Origin of the sequence: Arthrobacter sp. ISL-85, assembly GCF_018613675.1 — a bacterium.
In the GTDB taxonomy this organism is placed as follows: Bacteria; Actinomycetota; Actinomycetes; order Actinomycetales; family Micrococcaceae; genus Arthrobacter.
On the sequence record NZ_JAGGPQ010000007.1, the window covers coordinates 76,279 to 90,243 of the forward strand.

The window sequence follows — 13,965 nt, forward strand, 5'->3', positions numbered from 1 at the left end:
ATGAGCATGGACCGCGTGGCCTGGAGCTCGCTGTACAACATCAGCACCGCAAAGAGCGGCTCCAAGCCGTTCTCCAAGGAAACCCTGAAGCGGGTTCTCGCCTTCGCTGCGCCGCACAAGGGCAAGCTCATCGCTTTCGTGATCTCCTCCATCGCAGCAGCCTTCCTGGCCGTCGCCACCCCGGTGCTCGCCGGCCAGGTGGTTGACGCCATCATCGACAAGGCCGCCGCCAGCACGGTGATCTGGCTGGCCGTGCTGATCGCCATCGTGGCCGTGGGCGAAGCGGGAGTGGGGCTGCTGACCCGCTGGCTGTCCTCGACCATCGGCGAAGGCGTCATCGTTGACCTGCGCACCAGGGTGTTCGACCACGTGCAGCGCATGCCCATCGCCTTCTTCACCCGCACCCGGACGGGAGCGCTGGTCAGCCGCCTCAACAACGACGTCATCGGGGCGCAGTCCGCTTTTGCCGGTACCCTGTCCGGCGTCGTGAGCAACTCCGTGGCGTTGATTCTGACCCTGGCCGTGATGCTCAACAAGTCCTGGCTGGTGACGGTGCTGGCTATGGTGCTGCTGCCCATCTTCCTGATCCCGGCCCGGCGCATGGGCTCCAAGCTGGCGGACCTGCGCCGCGAAGCCGCTGCGCACAACGCCGCCATGGGGACTCAGATGACGGAGCGGTTCTCCGCGCCGGGGGCCACGCTGGTCAAGCTGTTCGGCCGCCCCGATGAGGAATCCCGCGAGTTCGCTGCCCGCGCAGGACGGGTCCGTGACATTGGCGTCCGCATGGCGATGCTCCAGTTCACGTTCGTTACCGCCCTGACACTGGTATCCGCGCTCGCACTGGCGCTGGTGTACGGACTTGGCGGCTGGCTCGCCCTGGGCGGCCAGCTCGCGCCAGGCGACGTGGTGGTCCTGGCGCTGCTCCTGACCCGGCTCTACGCCCCGCTCACGGCGCTGTCCAACGCCCGGGTGGAGGTCATGAGCGCGCTGGTCAGCTTTGAACGGGTGTTTGAAATCCTGGACTTGGAGCCGCTGATCCAGCAGAAGCCGGACGCTGTGGCGGTCCCCGCCGGCCCGGTGTCCGTTGAGTTCGACGACGTTCGCTTCGCCTACCCCTCGGCCGATAAGGTCTCGCTGGCCTCGCTCGAGGAGGTATCCACCCTGGACACCCGGGGTGGCGAGGAAGTGCTGCACGGCGTCAGCTTCCGGGTGGAGCCGGGCCAGACGGTGGCGCTGGTGGGTTCCTCCGGCGCCGGCAAGTCAACCATCGCCCAGCTGCTGTCGCGGCTGTACGACGTTGACGCGGGTGCCGTCCGGCTCGGCGGCACCAGGCCCGGGACCGGACTCGACGTTCGGGACGCCACCTTCGATTCCCTGCGGGACACCCTGGGAATGGTGACCCAGGACGGCCACCTGTTCCACGAAACCATCGCATCCAACCTTCGGCTGGCCCGGCCCGACGCCACGGATGAGGACATGTGGGACGTCCTGCGCCAGGCGCGCCTGGAGACGATGATCAGGTCGCTCCCGGACGGACTGGAAACCGTGGTGGGGGAGCGGGGCTACCGGCTCTCCGGCGGTGAACGCCAGCGGTTGACCATCGCCCGCCTCCTCATCGCCCAGCCCCGGGTGGTCATCCTCGATGAAGCCACCGCCGCGCTCGACTCCACGAACGAAGCCGCCGTGCAGGCTGCCCTCGGCGCCGCACTCGAGGGACGCACCGCCGTCGTGATTGCCCACCGCCTGTCCACCGTCCGCGCCGCGGACGCCATCGTGGTGGTGGAGGGCGGCCAAATCGTGGAACGCGGAACCCACACCGAGCTCCTGGCAGCCGACGGCCGCTACGCCGAGCTGTACCGGACGCAGTTCGCCGAAGCCACCGCTGTGGCGCAGGAGGCCGTTCCGGAGCTCTAGGGGGCAGGCCTGGACGCTTGGGCGGCTTCCCGGCCTGCCCGTGCCGCCAGCAGGGGCAGAATGTGGTCCGTCAGCAGCGGTGCAAGATCCTGCGGGAGGGCCGCGCCCCCGGATCCGCTGATGTCCAGCCACCGTATCTCGGCGATTTCGGCTGCGGGAGTGGCTTGCCAGGTGCCCGGGGCGAGGAAGACGGTGGCTTCGATATCGGTGGCGGCCTCATTTGCAGCGTCGGCGATCCACACCCCCATCAGTTCGAGCTCCTGGGGGCGGACCTCGATCCCTACCTCTTCCGCGAGCTCCCTCGCCGCGGCCTGCACCGCCGATTCGCCAGGTTCCGGTTTGCCTCCGGGATGCATGAACATGGTGGTTCCGCGCTTCCGCACGGTCAGGAGCCGACCGGCACCATCGAAGACGCAGACGGCGGAGACCACAATCAGGTCCTTCATGCCGCCACCCTGGCAAGGCGCGAGACCAGCAGGAGGTCCTTGCGGGGACCGGTCACGTCCCAGCTGTAGCGGAACGCATCCGGGCCCTGGCGGGTGTAGGACACGCTGTAGGTATCCGGGTCGCACCAGTGGGTGTCCTGGCTGGTGTCCGGTGTGAAGCTCATCCTGTGGAACGGCCTGCCATCGGGAAAGAACACGTCCAGCGCGTCGGGCCGCGGCGCGGGTTTCAGGACGTAATCCCGGGAGGCGGGCCCGGTAAAAGCAGGCCAGTGCATAGTGCCTTCCTCGCGAAGGGCCAGGCCGCCGTCGTCCGTTGGAGTGAAAACCACGACGCCGGAAAAGGTGCCGCGGGTGCCGTCCGACCTGTCCAGCATGTCCCGTTCCACCTGCCAATGGCCCGGCGGCCCAGCGTAGCCGGTTGGACGGCTGCCCAGGAGGTAATCGCGGAGGCTGGGCTCCGGGGAGCTGGAGTTCAAGTGCCCTCGATTGGAATCGAACCAACGACACCGGCTTTAGGAGAGCCGTGCTCTATCCACTGAGCTACGAGGGCGGGCGTCCGGGGGTTCGGCGGGGCCGTCCGTCCGGACACGGTTACAAGCATACAAGGTGCCGGGCCGTACTACGCTCAAGGCATGAGTCCAGCCCCAACTGCCGCTCCTGCCACTGCCTTCACCCCGAACGCAGCGTCCACCCGGCAATACATCGGGGCATGGGCCGTCCTCAGCGTGCTGCAGTACTTTGCCGCTGAGGCAGCCGTGGCCATGGCGTGGGCGGGACCACGTCCCTATGACCTGCGGACCGGGTACATCAGTGACCTGGGTGCGCTGCACTGTGGAATCTATTCCGGGCGGGATGTCTGCTCACCGTTGAACTGGCTGATGAATGCGTCGTTCGTGGTCCAGGGCCTGGGGCTGCTGGTAGGGGCGGTACTGCTGACCTCGGGGCTGCTGCGCGTGGCGGCCCGGCCCGGTACGCGGGTGGACTGGGCCAGAAGGGAACCCTGGTTCGCGGCCTCCGCCTTCCGGCTCCTCACCGGAGCCGCCGGGGCGGGAACCGTGGTTGTGGGGCTGGTCCCGGAGGACGCGGGTTCACCCTGGCACTACTTCGGGGCCATCACGTACTTCGCCTCGGGCGGGACGGCCCTGCTGGTGCTGGGCGTCCTCTGGCTCCGGAAGACGGGAATGGCCTGGTTCCTCCTGGTATGCGGCGGCGTCTCGCTCGCGGCCACAGCCACAGGTGGGCTTACCCGCATGATGGTTCCCGAGCCCGGCACGCTGGAGCGGCTCATGGGTTACCCGGTGACCGTGGGGATGGCTGCTGCAGGGCTGGTGATAGCGCAGCGCGTGCACCGGCACCGGAAGGAACGGCGGGCAGCAGCAGCGGCTGCAAGGGCAACTGCGGTTTAGCGCTCTTTCCGTTTCCGGCTGTTCAGGAACACTGCCGCCGCGCCGGCGAGGAGGCTCAGCACCAGAAGAACCCAGCCTGCAATGGTGAGGCCGGACGCCAGGGCGACCTGGCCGGCGTTGGGACCTGGCGTGCCCATCATTGCGTCAACGGCTACGTTGCCCCACAGCCGAACCACTACGAACAGGATGGGCAAAGCCCAAAGACCCCAGCGCACCGCCTTTCGGGCCACGCTGGTCCCAATGAGCAGCAGCCACGTGAACCCGAAAATCAATGGAAAGAGTGTGCCGGCGGTCTTGTGGACGTAGTTCAGCTGGCCCAGGGCCTCACTGTTCATGACCCCCTGCAGCCTGCCGATGTAGCCGGCATCGAAACCGCCCACCAGCGAATCCGGCATGGCCATGCCCTGCGAAAGCTGAGTCAGCTGGGTCAGGGTCAGCAGGTGCAGGTACCAAAACAGGAACAGGCTGGCCACCACGCCGGCAATCACAATCAGGTTGCTGTTGCCCTGTGCCTTCTCCGGTGTGCGCGCCGTGGTGGGGTTGACCACCGGTGGCAAGTGATGCTGCGGCACAACCGCGTTGGCGCCGTGCTTCTTGATCCGCTGGGCAGGAGTTTTGGCCATGGCCCCATTATCCCGCCCCATAGACTGAACCCATGACCACCGGCAGACACAGCGCAGCTGTTCTTGACCCCTCGTTGGACGACTACGAACTGGCGGCGGCACTGGTCCGCGAAGCCGGGCAGCTGGCGCTCCTCATGCGCATGGCCGGCCTGGAGTCGGAACAAAAGACCTCCGTCTCCGACGTGGTGACCGCGGCGGACCACGCCGCTGAGGCCTACGTGCTGGAGCAACTGCGGCGCTGCCGCCCGGACGACGGCATCGCGGGCGAGGAAGGTGCCTCCGTCCAGGGAAACAGCGGCCGCACCTGGGTGATCGACCCAGTGGACGGGACCTACAATTTCCTGCACGGCTCCACCTACTGGTGCTCGGCCATCGCGTTGAAGGACCGCAACGATGTACTCCTGGGGGCCGTCTTCCAGCCCGAAGAGGACAAACTGTGGCTCGGCGGGCATGACCAGCCGGCCACGCTCAACGGCGATACGCTGACGTCTTTTACCGGCGGCGACGGCAAGCGCAACGCCACCGATGTTGCCGAACTTGGTGCGGCCACCTACATTCACCCCAGCTGGCTGATGGACCCCATGTGCGCCATGCCGTGGCACGCGGCCGCCACCTCCGCGGCCTCCCTCCGCATGCTGGGCTCCGGCTCCTGCGACCTGAGCCGCGTAGCGGACGGACAGCTGGGGTGCTGGTTCCAGCACAGCTGCCCGGAATGGGACTGGCTGCCGGGCAAGGCGATTGTCCGCGCGGCCGGCGGTGCCGTGGACACAGTCCGGGTCAACGGGCTGGAGTGGTTTATCGCAGGAGGAACGACGGCGGTGCGGCAGTTGCGTGAAGCCCTTCAGTCAGGCTCGGTGGCCTAAGCGACACGGTGCTGTGACATGCGCCCTTACCCGCCTGCCCTATGTGGATAAAGGCCGGTGATCCACAGGCTGGAAGGCGTTGTCGGTCCCAACGCCTAGACTTGTAGGCACCATGGATATGTTGTTTGACCCGTACTCTGACGGACCGTTCAAGGCCGCTCCTGCCGCCACCGCCCGCACCAGGACGGGGCCGGAAGGCGTTGCCGCCACGGCAGGGCCGGGCGGAATGCCGGACCCGCACGTCAGCGGGCAGCACCAGTCCGGGGGCTGGCAGCACGGCAACCAGGACGGCGGGAACCGGAATGACAACGGCAGCCACCATGGGAGCCGACGCCCCAATGCTGCCCAGTTGCTGGAGGGACTGAACCCGCAGCAAGAGGAAGCGGTCAAGCACGGCGGATCGGCTCTGCTGATCGTCGCCGGCGCCGGATCGGGCAAGACGCGCGTGCTCAGCAACAGGATCGCGTACCTCATCGCCACCGGCCGCGCCCACCACGGCGAAATCCTGGCCATCACCTTCACCAACAAGGCAGCGGCCGAAATGCGGGAGCGCATTGAGGCCCTGGTGGGCGGCCGCGCCAAGATCATGTGGATCTCCACGTTCCACTCGTCCTGCGTCCGGATCCTGCGGCAGGAAGCGGCGAACGTCGGGTTGAAGTCCAACTTCTCCATTTACGACTCTGCGGACTCCCTCCGGCTGGTCACCCAGGTTTCCAAAACACTTGACCTGGACCCCAAGAAATTTGCGCCCAAGGCCATCCAGCACAAGATTTCCGCCTTGAAGAACGAGTTGATCGACGCCGACTCCTTTGCTTCGGCAGCCAACTACAACGACCCCTTCGAACATGCGGTAGCGGACGTCTACAAGGGCTACACGCAGCGCCTTCGCCAGGCCAACGCCATGGACTTCGACGACCTCATCGCCGAGACCGTCTACATGTTCCGAGCCTTTCCCGCCCTGGCTGAGTCCTACCGCCGCCGGTTCCGCCACGTATTGGTGGACGAGTACCAGGACACCAACCACGCCCAGTACGCCCTGGTCCGTGAGATCGTGGGCGAGGGCCCGGGCGCGTCTGAGCTGACCGTGGTGGGTGACTCGGACCAGTCCATCTACGCCTTCCGTGGCGCGGACATCCGGAACATAGTGGAGTTCGAAAAGGACTACCCGGAAGCCCGCACCATCAAGCTGGAGCAGAACTACCGGTCCACCCAGAACATCCTGAGCGCCGCCAACTCCGTCATCTCCCGCAACCCCAACCGCCCGGAAAAGCGGCTGTGGACCGCCGAGGGCGAAGGCCACAAGATCATCGGCTACGTTGGCGAAAACGAACATGACGAAGCCCAGTTCATCGCCAAGGAGATCGACCGGCTCCAGGACGAGGAGAACCTTCGGCCGGGCGACGTCGCGATCTTCTACCGGACCAATGCCCAGTCCCGCTCCATCGAGGACGTGCTGGTGCGCGTGGGCCTGCCGTACAAGGTGGTGGGCGGCACCCGCTTCTACGAGCGCAAGGAAATCAAGGACGCCTTGGCCTACCTGCGCGTCCTGGTGAACCCGGACGACGACGTCAACCTCCGCCGGGTGCTCAACGAACCAAAGCGCGGTATCGGTGACCGCGCGGAGGGCGCCGTGGCTGCCCTCGCCAGCCGCGAACGGACTTCCTTCATGGCAGCCGCACGCCGCGCGGACCAGGCACCCGGCATGGCCACCCGCTCGGTGAACGCTGTCCTGGGCTTCGTGAAAATGCTCGACGACCTGGCAGAGGTGGCCGCCGGATCCGGCGCTGCCGCAGCACTCGAAGCCGTCCTGGAACAGACCGGCTACCTTGCCGCCCTGCGCTCCAGCACCGATCCGCAGGATGAGTCCCGCGTGGAGAACCTGGCCGAACTGGTGGCCGTGGTGCGCGAATACGAGCAGGAGAATCCGGAGGGCAGCCTCGGCGCGTTCCTGGAACAGGTGTCCCTGGTGGCAGACGCCGACCAGATCCCGGATGCCCCCGGCGCGGACATTGATGCCGCAGTGGCCGAGGCCAAACGGCTGGGCGTGGTGACCCTGATGACCCTGCACACGGCCAAGGGCCTGGAATTCCCGGTGGTCTTCCTCACCGGCATGGAGCACGGGCTCTTCCCGCACCAGCGTTCGGCCACCGACCCCAAGGAACTGGCGGAGGAACGCCGCCTGGCCTATGTGGGCCTCACCCGCGCGCGTAAACGGCTGTACGTGACCCGGTCCGAGGTGCGCAGCATGTGGGGCCAGAGCCAGTACAACCCCGCCAGCCAGTTCCTGGAGGAAATTCCCGCAGAGCTCCTGGAATGGAAACGGGAAGGAACCAGCCGCCAGTCCTGGGGAGGCGGCGGCTCGATCGGCTCAGGACGCTACAGCGGATCGTTCTGGGGTGCCGGAACCGCGCGCGGCGCTGGGGCAGACTCCTCTGCCGGCTTCAATGCCGACGTCCCGGCGTTCATCGCCAAGAACCGGGTGCAGCCGCAGAAGGAAATTATCGCCGTCAGCGTGGGGGACAAGGTCAACCACACCAGTTTTGGCAACGGAACAGTCCTGGCCCTGGAAGGGGCCGGAGACAAGACCGTGGCCAAGGTGAAGTTCGACATCGGCGAAAAGCGCCTGCTGCTGCGGTACGCCCCGCTCACCAAGCTCGACGCGTAGGGCACGTCCGCTCCCGGCGCCGCACCGAAGCCGGTGAGGGCCGCAGGGGCTACGTGCCCGGGCAGGCTTCGGCGATGAGCCGACGGGCCATATCGACGGCGCGTTTTCCATACGTCCCGCCGTCGAGGACGGCTGCCGTGGCGTAGGCCCCGTTCAGGACGATGAGGAGTTCTTCGGCGATCCGGCCGGGATCCTCGGCGCCGGCATCAACCGCCAGGGAGCAGAACCAGTCGCGGACCTGTTGTTTGTGGGTGACGGCTGCCAAATGCGCCGGGTGCTGCCCTTCGGGAAACTCCGTGTTCGTATTCAGCATGGGGCATCCCCGGTAGCCGCTTCCGGCACAGTCCATGGCCAGCACTTCGAAGACGGCGATGAGCATGTCCCGCGGATCCACGTGTTCGCCGGCAGCCTCACGCATGCGCTCGAACCAGGCGTCTGCACGTCCCTCCACATAGGCGGTGGCGAGGGCGTCCTTGGTGGGGAACTGGCGGTAGACCGTGGCGTTGCCAACCGCGCACTCCTTGATGACGGTATCCATTCCCACGGCCCTGATTCCCCGCGTGTAGAACAGGCGCGTTGCCACCTCAAGAACATTTCGCCGGTTTTCCTCGGCCGTCCTGCGCACCACGACACTCCTCAAGTTTGCTCCGATAGCGGCTAACCCAGTTTGACAGACGGAACGATCCGTCACAAACTTGGGAACGATCCGTCACATTAGGGTTGCAGACCCGTCACCGCAGGGAGAACAGCATGAAGACAGCAGTACTTGGAACCGGCATGGTTGGCCGCACCATCGCAGCACGCCTCGCGGAGCTCGGCCATTCGGTCGACATTGGCACCCGCGACCCCCAGGCCGCCATGTCCCGAACCACGGCCGACGCCATGGGCACCCCAGCCTTGGCCGCTTGGGCTGCCGAACACCCCGCCATCAAGGTGGCACGGTTCTCCGACGCCGCGGCAGGCGCCGAGCTCATCGTTAACGCGACCAACGGTGGGGCGTCGCTTGAGGTGCTGGAACAGGTCGGAGCAGGAAATCTGGATGGCAGGGTGGTCCTTGACATTGCCAACCCGCTCGACTTCAGCAAGGGCATGCCCCCAACCCTGTTCGTGAAGGACACGGACTCGCTGGGTGAGCAGATCCAGCGCGCCTTCCCCGGTGCCCGCGTGGTGAAGTCGCTCAACACCATGAACGCCGACCTCATGGCGCGCCCGGGACAGCTGTCCGATCCGGGTACGGTCTTCGTTTCCGGCAACGATGCCGAGGCGAAAGCCGTGGTGGCAGGGCTGCTGAAGGACTTTGGCCACCAGGATGTTGTCGACCTCGGCGACATCACCACAGCCCGTGGAACCGAAATGCTCCTGCCGGTCTGGCTCCGCCTCTGGGGCGCACTCGGAACTCCCGCATTCAACTTCAAGATCGTCCGCTGACTACATACTGAGAGAAGCGCTGCCCTCCCATGACCGCACACCGCACCCTCGTCGTCGTCGCGCACCCCGACCTGGCGGCATCCCGCGTCACCGCGTACCTCGCCAACGCCATCGGGGACCTCGACGGAGTCACTGTCCATGACCCTGCGTCCGCATATCCGGACCGTCGCGTGGACGCCGCCCGGGAGCAGGAACTCCTCCGCAGGCACGACACCCTGGTGCTGCAGTTCCCCTGGCACTGGTACTCCGTTCCCGGAGTGCTGAAGGAATGGATGGACCAGGTGCTCACGCATGGGTTCGCCTACGGTGCAGGCGGGGACGCGCTCCAGGGCAAACGCCTGCAGCTGGTCATCTCCACCTGGGGTCCGGCATCCTCCTACACGCCTGCCGGGTACAACCGCTTCACCATGGCTGAGCTGCTGCGCCCCCTGGAAGCCACCGCACGCCTGTGCGGTCTGGACCTGGCAGAGCCCCTGGTCCTGCATGGTGCGTCCCGCGCCACGCCGTCGGAGCTGGCGGCACATGCCCGCCGATACCGGGACCTGCTTTCGGCGGTGCCCGCCGCCGTCGGAAGCTAAAGCGCCCCCAGCTCTGCCCGCCGGGCATAATGGAGGCCATGCGACGGACTGTATGGGGGATGCTCGCCGCCCTTTTCCTTGTAACCGCTACGGGCTGCACGGTGACCACCAAGGACCCGTCGTACGTTCCGCCGGCTCCGCTCCCACCCATGGAGCAACTGGAAAAAGCACCGCTGGCCGACGCGAAGGCGTTCTCCAGCGGCGCGGATGTCCTCTCTTTCATCACTGCTGACCGAACCATTGCCTGCTCGCTCACGTCCGCCCGCGGGGAACACCTGAACCTCCCCTATGAGCAGAACCGCTACAGCGACGCCGCCAACAACAAGCTGCCCATCGTCCCGGTAGCCCACTGCGAACTCGCCACGTACCCGGGGCCCCAGCCCGCCGATATCAAGGACGACTGCGCGGGAACCCATCTTGGCTACCTGGGCGGCGTGGCACTCCTGGCGCCGGACGCGTCCCGCTACGGGGAGTGCCGCTCCGGCGTCACGTCCGTTGAGGGCGCGTACGGGCCCAAGGGAAACAAGGCGGGGCCCCTGACTCAACTGCCTGTGCTTGCGGACGGGCAGAACCTCGAACGCAACGGGCTGCGCTGTTCCGCCTATAACGGTGGAGTGGCGTGCGGAAACGTCTCGGCCGGCGTCGGGTTCTTCGTTTCCCCGGAACGTTACGAGCTGATTCCGGGGCCGGCCAAAAGCAACCAGCCACAGCCGCCAGAGGTCCAAAAAAGCCCGTAATTCCGCGGTTTTTCTACGCTACATAGAATAGTGTGCTTACTCACATAAGAGGTAGTCTGGGACGGCCCGGTCCCTCCAAAGGACTAGAGTTCCCCATGGAGCATTACGCCGCGTGGCTCGTTTCCAGACAGGCCGCCGGTGCGTGCATTCCGCAGCCCGGTCATCGTCTTTGCCGATGGTGTCCGACTGTACAGAAACTACTTCGACGTAGAAGGACACTAAACCGTGGACCTGTTTGAATACCAGGCGCGCGATATGTTCGAGGCGCACGGTGTACCCGTGCTTGCCGGCATCGTGGCGTACACCCCAGAAGAAGCAAAGGCAGCTGCCGAGAAGATCGGCGGCGTAACCGTTGTCAAGGCACAGGTCAAGGTAGGCGGCCGCGGCAAGGCCGGCGGCGTCAAGGTCGCAAAGTCCGCTGATGAGGCGTTTGAGCACGCCACCAACATCCTGGGCATGGACATCAAGGGCCACACCGTCAAAAAGGTGATGATTGCCCAGGGTGCCGACATCGCCGAGGAGTTCTACTTCTCCGTCCTGCTGGACCGTGCCAACCGCAACTACCTGGCCATGTGCTCGGTTGAAGGCGGCATGGAAATCGAGCAGCTCGCCGTCGAACGTCCCGATGCCCTGGCCAAGGTCTCCATCGATCCCGCTGTAGGCATCGACCAGGCCAAGGCTGACGAGATCGTCGCTGAAGCAGGCTTCGCTGAGGAACTGCGCGGCAAGGTGGCCGCCGTGATCCTCAAGCTCTGGGACGTCTTCAAGAAGGAAGACGCCACCCTGGTGGAGGTCAACCCGCTGGTCCGGACCGGCGCAGGCGACATCGTGGCGCTGGACGGCAAGGTCTCCCTGGACGAGAACGCCGAGTTCCGTCACGCCAAGCACGCGCAGCTTGAGGACAAGGACGCTGCAGATCCGCTCGAGGCCAAGGCCAAGGCGCAGGACCTGAACTACGTCAAGCTGGACGGCGAAGTGGGCATCATCGGCAACGGTGCCGGCCTGGTCATGTCCACCCTGGACGTGGTTGCCTACGCCGGTGAGAACCACGGCAACGTCAAGCCCGCCAACTTCCTGGACATCGGCGGTGGAGCTTCCGCTGAGGTCATGGCTGCCGGCCTCGACGTCATCCTGGGTGACGAGCAGGTCAAGTCCGTGTTCGTGAACGTCTTCGGTGGCATCACCGCGTGTGACGCCGTCGCCAAGGGCATCGTTGGTGCGCTGGCCGAGCTGGGCCACAACGCGAACAAGCCGCTGGTAGTCCGCCTCGACGGCAACAACGTTGAGGAAGGCCGCCGCATCCTGGCCGAGGCCAACCACCCGCTGGTTACCCTGGCCGCCACCATGGACGAGGGCGCCGACAAGGCCGCCGAGCTCGCCAACGCAGCGAAGTAAAGGGACGCACCATGTCTATCTATCTGAACAAGGACTCCAAGGTCATCGTCCAGGGCATCACCGGCGGCGAAGGCACCAAGCACACCGCCCTGATGCTCAAGGCCGGCACCAACATTGTTGGCGGCGTCAACGCCCGCAAGGCCGGTACCACCGTCCTGCACGGCGACTCCGAAATCAACGTTTATGGCACCGTCAAGGAAGCCATGGCTGAAACCGGCGCCGACGTCTCCATCGTCTTCGTGCCGCCGGCATTCACCAAGAACGCCGTTGTTGAAGCCATCGAAGCCGGCATCGGCCTGGTCGTCGTCATCACCGAAGGTGTGCCGGTCCAGGATTCCGCCGAGTTCTGGGCCCTTGCCCAGGCCACGGTTGACGCCGACGGCAACCAGATCACCCGCATCATCGGCCCGAACTGCCCCGGCATCATCACCCCCGGTGAGGCGCTGGTTGGCATTACGCCGAACAACATTACGGGCAAGGGCCCCATCGGCCTGGTTTCCAAGTCCGGTACCCTGACCTACCAGATGATGTACGAACTGCGCGACCTGGGCTTCTCCACCGCGATCGGCATCGGCGGCGACCCCGTCATCGGCACCACGCACATCGACGCCCTGGCCGCGTTCGAGGCTGACCCCGAAACCAAGGCGATCGTGATGATCGGTGAAATCGGTGGCGACGCTGAAGAGCGTGCCGCCGAGTTCATCAAGGCCAACGTCACCAAGCCGGTTGTCGGCTACGTTGCCGGCTTCACCGCTCCCGAAGGCAAGACCATGGGCCACGCCGGTGCCATCGTCTCCGGTTCCGCAGGGACCGCCCAGGCCAAGAAGGAAGCCCTCGAAGCCGCAGGCGTGAAGGTCGGCAAGACGCCGTCCGAGACCGCCAAGCTCCTGCGCGAGGTCTACGCAGCCCTCTAGGCAGTCCTTCAGAACGCGGGGCCACTCCCGGCCCGTCCCATGCACGCGGGACGGCAGGAGTGGTCCCGCGTTTGGTGTTTAACGATCGACGGCGGTCCGGCGGCAGGTGCACAGACGCGTCCAGTAACGCAGGTGCATCCAGTAATGTTGAGGGAAGGAAATCGCGGCGCGCGAGCGCGCAGGCAGGGGAAAAGACGATGGCAGAGAAGCGGCCCACCCTGGTCGACGCCGTCGTGGACAAGGTCCTCGAATACATCCTGAGCGGCCAGATCAAGGCCGACGACGCCCTGCCGCCGGAAGCGGATATTGCCAAGGAATCAGGGGTCAGCCGCCTCACTGCACGGGAAGCGATGAAGGCACTCAAGGCCCAGGACGTGGTCTATGTGAAACGTGGCCTGGGCACGTTCGTCAATCCACCCGAGCGCTGGACGGGGCTGGATGCCATTATGCGGGCAGCGTCCAGGGGAGTGGCCTCGGACCAGGTGGCGCTGAGGCTGCTGGAGGTCCGCCGGATGGTGGAGACCGGGGCGGCGGAACTCGCAGCCTCCCGCCACAGGCCGGCCGATCTCGCCGCCCTGCAGGACAGTGTGGACAAGATGGAAGCGGCGCATCACGCCGGTGACGTGGACGCGCTGACCGTGGCAGACATCGCCTTCCATGACACGGTCCTGCGCGCTTCCGGCAATCCGTTTGTACCGGCACTGCTGGGCCAGCTGTCCACCTTGCTGTACGCCATGCGGCGGGAGACCTCGGCGTTCCCCGACGTACAGCGCCACGCGATCCACCACCACAAGATGGTCCTGGCAGCGATCGCCTCCGGTGATCCGGCCACCGCGCGTTCCACCATGGATGCCCACATCACCCAGACCTTCGAGGACTACGAGCAGTTCTTGGCCTTGGCCAGCCGTTCTGCAACCGCAGCCAACTAGGGCCTGCCTGGCGTTGCCCGGAATGGGCTGCCGCCTTCTTCCGGATCTCCCAGGCTGTGTTTGACGG

At 65.9% G+C, this 13,965-nt stretch carries 14 protein-coding genes and 1 tRNA gene; 10 read left to right on the plus strand and 5 right to left on the minus strand.

Annotation, left to right across the window (positions count from 1 at the left end):
* Window positions 1–1,914, plus strand: coding sequence for an ABC transporter ATP-binding protein (locus J7I84_RS06055; protein WP_214942016.1), 1,914 nt, complete (start codon window positions 1–3; stop codon window positions 1,912–1,914).
* Here the strand turns inward: J7I84_RS06055 and J7I84_RS06060 are convergent.
* From J7I84_RS06060 to J7I84_RS06070, 3 genes are all read right to left on the minus strand, one after another.
* Entirely contained in the window at window positions 1,911–2,360 is a 450-nt protein-coding gene (locus J7I84_RS06060; RefSeq protein WP_214942019.1) for an NUDIX domain-containing protein, read from the minus strand. The genes J7I84_RS06055 and J7I84_RS06060 overlap by 4 nt on opposite strands.
* A complete protein-coding gene (locus tag J7I84_RS06065; protein WP_214942022.1) occupies window positions 2,357–2,836 on the minus strand; it encodes a DUF6314 family protein in 480 nt (159 codons plus the stop codon). Before J7I84_RS06065 ends, J7I84_RS06060 begins: the two co-directional genes overlap by 4 nt.
* A 1-nt stretch (window position 2,837) precedes the next feature.
* Window positions 2,838–2,910 (minus strand) — tRNA-Arg (locus J7I84_RS06070).
* 82 nt (window positions 2,911–2,992) lie between these two features.
* On the opposite strand from J7I84_RS06070, the gene J7I84_RS06075 reads away from it, so the two are divergent.
* Complete coding sequence (locus J7I84_RS06075) at window positions 2,993–3,766, plus strand: DUF998 domain-containing protein (RefSeq protein WP_214942026.1); 774 nt, start codon at window positions 2,993–2,995, stop codon at window positions 3,764–3,766.
* On the opposite strand, the gene J7I84_RS06080 is transcribed toward J7I84_RS06075, so the two are convergent.
* Complete coding sequence (locus J7I84_RS06080) at window positions 3,763–4,389, minus strand: hypothetical protein (RefSeq protein WP_214942029.1); 627 nt, start codon at window positions 4,387–4,389, stop codon at window positions 3,763–3,765. The genes J7I84_RS06075 and J7I84_RS06080 overlap by 4 nt on opposite strands.
* A 32-nt stretch (window positions 4,390–4,421) precedes the next feature.
* Between J7I84_RS06080 and J7I84_RS06085 the strand changes: the two genes are divergently transcribed.
* Entirely contained in the window at window positions 4,422–5,252 is an 831-nt protein-coding gene (locus J7I84_RS06085; protein WP_214942031.1) for an inositol monophosphatase family protein, read from the plus strand.
* Between the two features lie 112 nt (window positions 5,253–5,364).
* Complete coding sequence (gene pcrA / locus J7I84_RS06090; protein WP_214942034.1) at window positions 5,365–7,917, plus strand: DNA helicase PcrA; 2,553 nt, start codon at window positions 5,365–5,367, stop codon at window positions 7,915–7,917.
* Between the two features lie 49 nt (window positions 7,918–7,966).
* On the opposite strand, the gene J7I84_RS06095 is transcribed toward pcrA, so the two are convergent.
* Window positions 7,967–8,545 (minus strand): TetR family transcriptional regulator, encoded by a 579-nt coding sequence (locus tag J7I84_RS06095; protein ID WP_311381079.1) that lies wholly within the window; start codon window positions 8,543–8,545, stop codon window positions 7,967–7,969.
* Window positions 8,546–8,667: 122 nt separating this feature from the next.
* Here J7I84_RS06095 and J7I84_RS06100 point away from each other — a divergent pair, with 122 nt between their 5' ends.
* The 6 genes from J7I84_RS06100 to J7I84_RS06125 all read left to right on the plus strand — a co-directional run bounded on the left by J7I84_RS06100 (window position 8,668) and on the right by J7I84_RS06125 (window position 13,898).
* Entirely contained in the window at window positions 8,668–9,345 is a 678-nt protein-coding gene (locus J7I84_RS06100; protein WP_214942037.1) for an NADPH-dependent F420 reductase, read from the plus strand.
* A 29-nt stretch (window positions 9,346–9,374) separates the two neighbouring features.
* On the plus strand, window positions 9,375–9,923 hold the full coding sequence (locus J7I84_RS06105; protein WP_214942038.1) for an NAD(P)H-dependent oxidoreductase: 549 nt from the start codon (window positions 9,375–9,377) through the stop codon (window positions 9,921–9,923).
* A gap of 29 nt (window positions 9,924–9,952) precedes the next feature.
* Window positions 9,953–10,660, plus strand: coding sequence for a hypothetical protein (locus J7I84_RS06110; RefSeq protein ID WP_396020039.1), 708 nt, complete (start codon window positions 9,953–9,955; stop codon window positions 10,658–10,660).
* A 225-nt stretch (window positions 10,661–10,885) separates the two neighbouring features.
* On the plus strand, window positions 10,886–12,055 hold the full coding sequence (sucC, locus tag J7I84_RS06115; RefSeq protein WP_214942041.1) for an ADP-forming succinate--CoA ligase subunit beta: 1,170 nt from the start codon (window positions 10,886–10,888) through the stop codon (window positions 12,053–12,055).
* Between the two features lie 11 nt (window positions 12,056–12,066).
* Complete coding sequence (gene sucD, locus J7I84_RS06120; RefSeq protein ID WP_214942044.1) at window positions 12,067–12,969, plus strand: succinate--CoA ligase subunit alpha; 903 nt, start codon at window positions 12,067–12,069, stop codon at window positions 12,967–12,969.
* A gap of 197 nt (window positions 12,970–13,166) precedes the next feature.
* Window positions 13,167–13,898 carry a FadR/GntR family transcriptional regulator gene (locus tag J7I84_RS06125; RefSeq protein WP_214942047.1) on the plus strand — a complete coding sequence of 244 codons (732 nt, stop codon included), beginning with the start codon at window positions 13,167–13,169 and terminating at the stop codon, window positions 13,896–13,898.
* The last annotated feature ends 67 nt before the right edge of the window (window positions 13,899–13,965 follow it).

Bases quoted from the DNA above. Each gene is read 5' to 3' on its own strand.
- J7I84_RS06055 (WP_214942016.1), top strand. From the start codon at position 1: ATGAGCATGGACCGCGTGGCCTGGAGCTCGCTGTACAACATCAGCACC.
- J7I84_RS06085 (WP_214942031.1), top strand. From the start codon at position 4,422: ATGACCACCGGCAGACACAGCGCAGCTGTTCTTGACCCCTCGTTGGAC.
- J7I84_RS06075 (WP_214942026.1), top strand. From the start codon at position 2,993: ATGAGTCCAGCCCCAACTGCCGCTCCTGCCACTGCCTTCACCCCGAAC.
- J7I84_RS06125 (WP_214942047.1), top strand. From the start codon at position 13,167: ATGGCAGAGAAGCGGCCCACCCTGGTCGACGCCGTCGTGGACAAGGTC.
- J7I84_RS06100 (WP_214942037.1), top strand. From the start codon at position 8,668: ATGAAGACAGCAGTACTTGGAACCGGCATGGTTGGCCGCACCATCGCA.
- J7I84_RS06060 (WP_214942019.1), bottom strand. From the start codon at position 2,360: ATGAAGGACCTGATTGTGGTCTCCGCCGTCTGCGTCTTCGATGGTGCC.
- pcrA (WP_214942034.1), top strand. From the start codon at position 5,365: ATGGATATGTTGTTTGACCCGTACTCTGACGGACCGTTCAAGGCCGCT.
- J7I84_RS06105 (WP_214942038.1), top strand. From the start codon at position 9,375: ATGACCGCACACCGCACCCTCGTCGTCGTCGCGCACCCCGACCTGGCG.
- sucD (WP_214942044.1), top strand. From the start codon at position 12,067: ATGTCTATCTATCTGAACAAGGACTCCAAGGTCATCGTCCAGGGCATC.
- J7I84_RS06080 (WP_214942029.1), bottom strand. From the start codon at position 4,389: ATGGCCAAAACTCCTGCCCAGCGGATCAAGAAGCACGGCGCCAACGCG.
- J7I84_RS06110 (WP_396020039.1), top strand. From the start codon at position 9,953: ATGGAGGCCATGCGACGGACTGTATGGGGGATGCTCGCCGCCCTTTTC.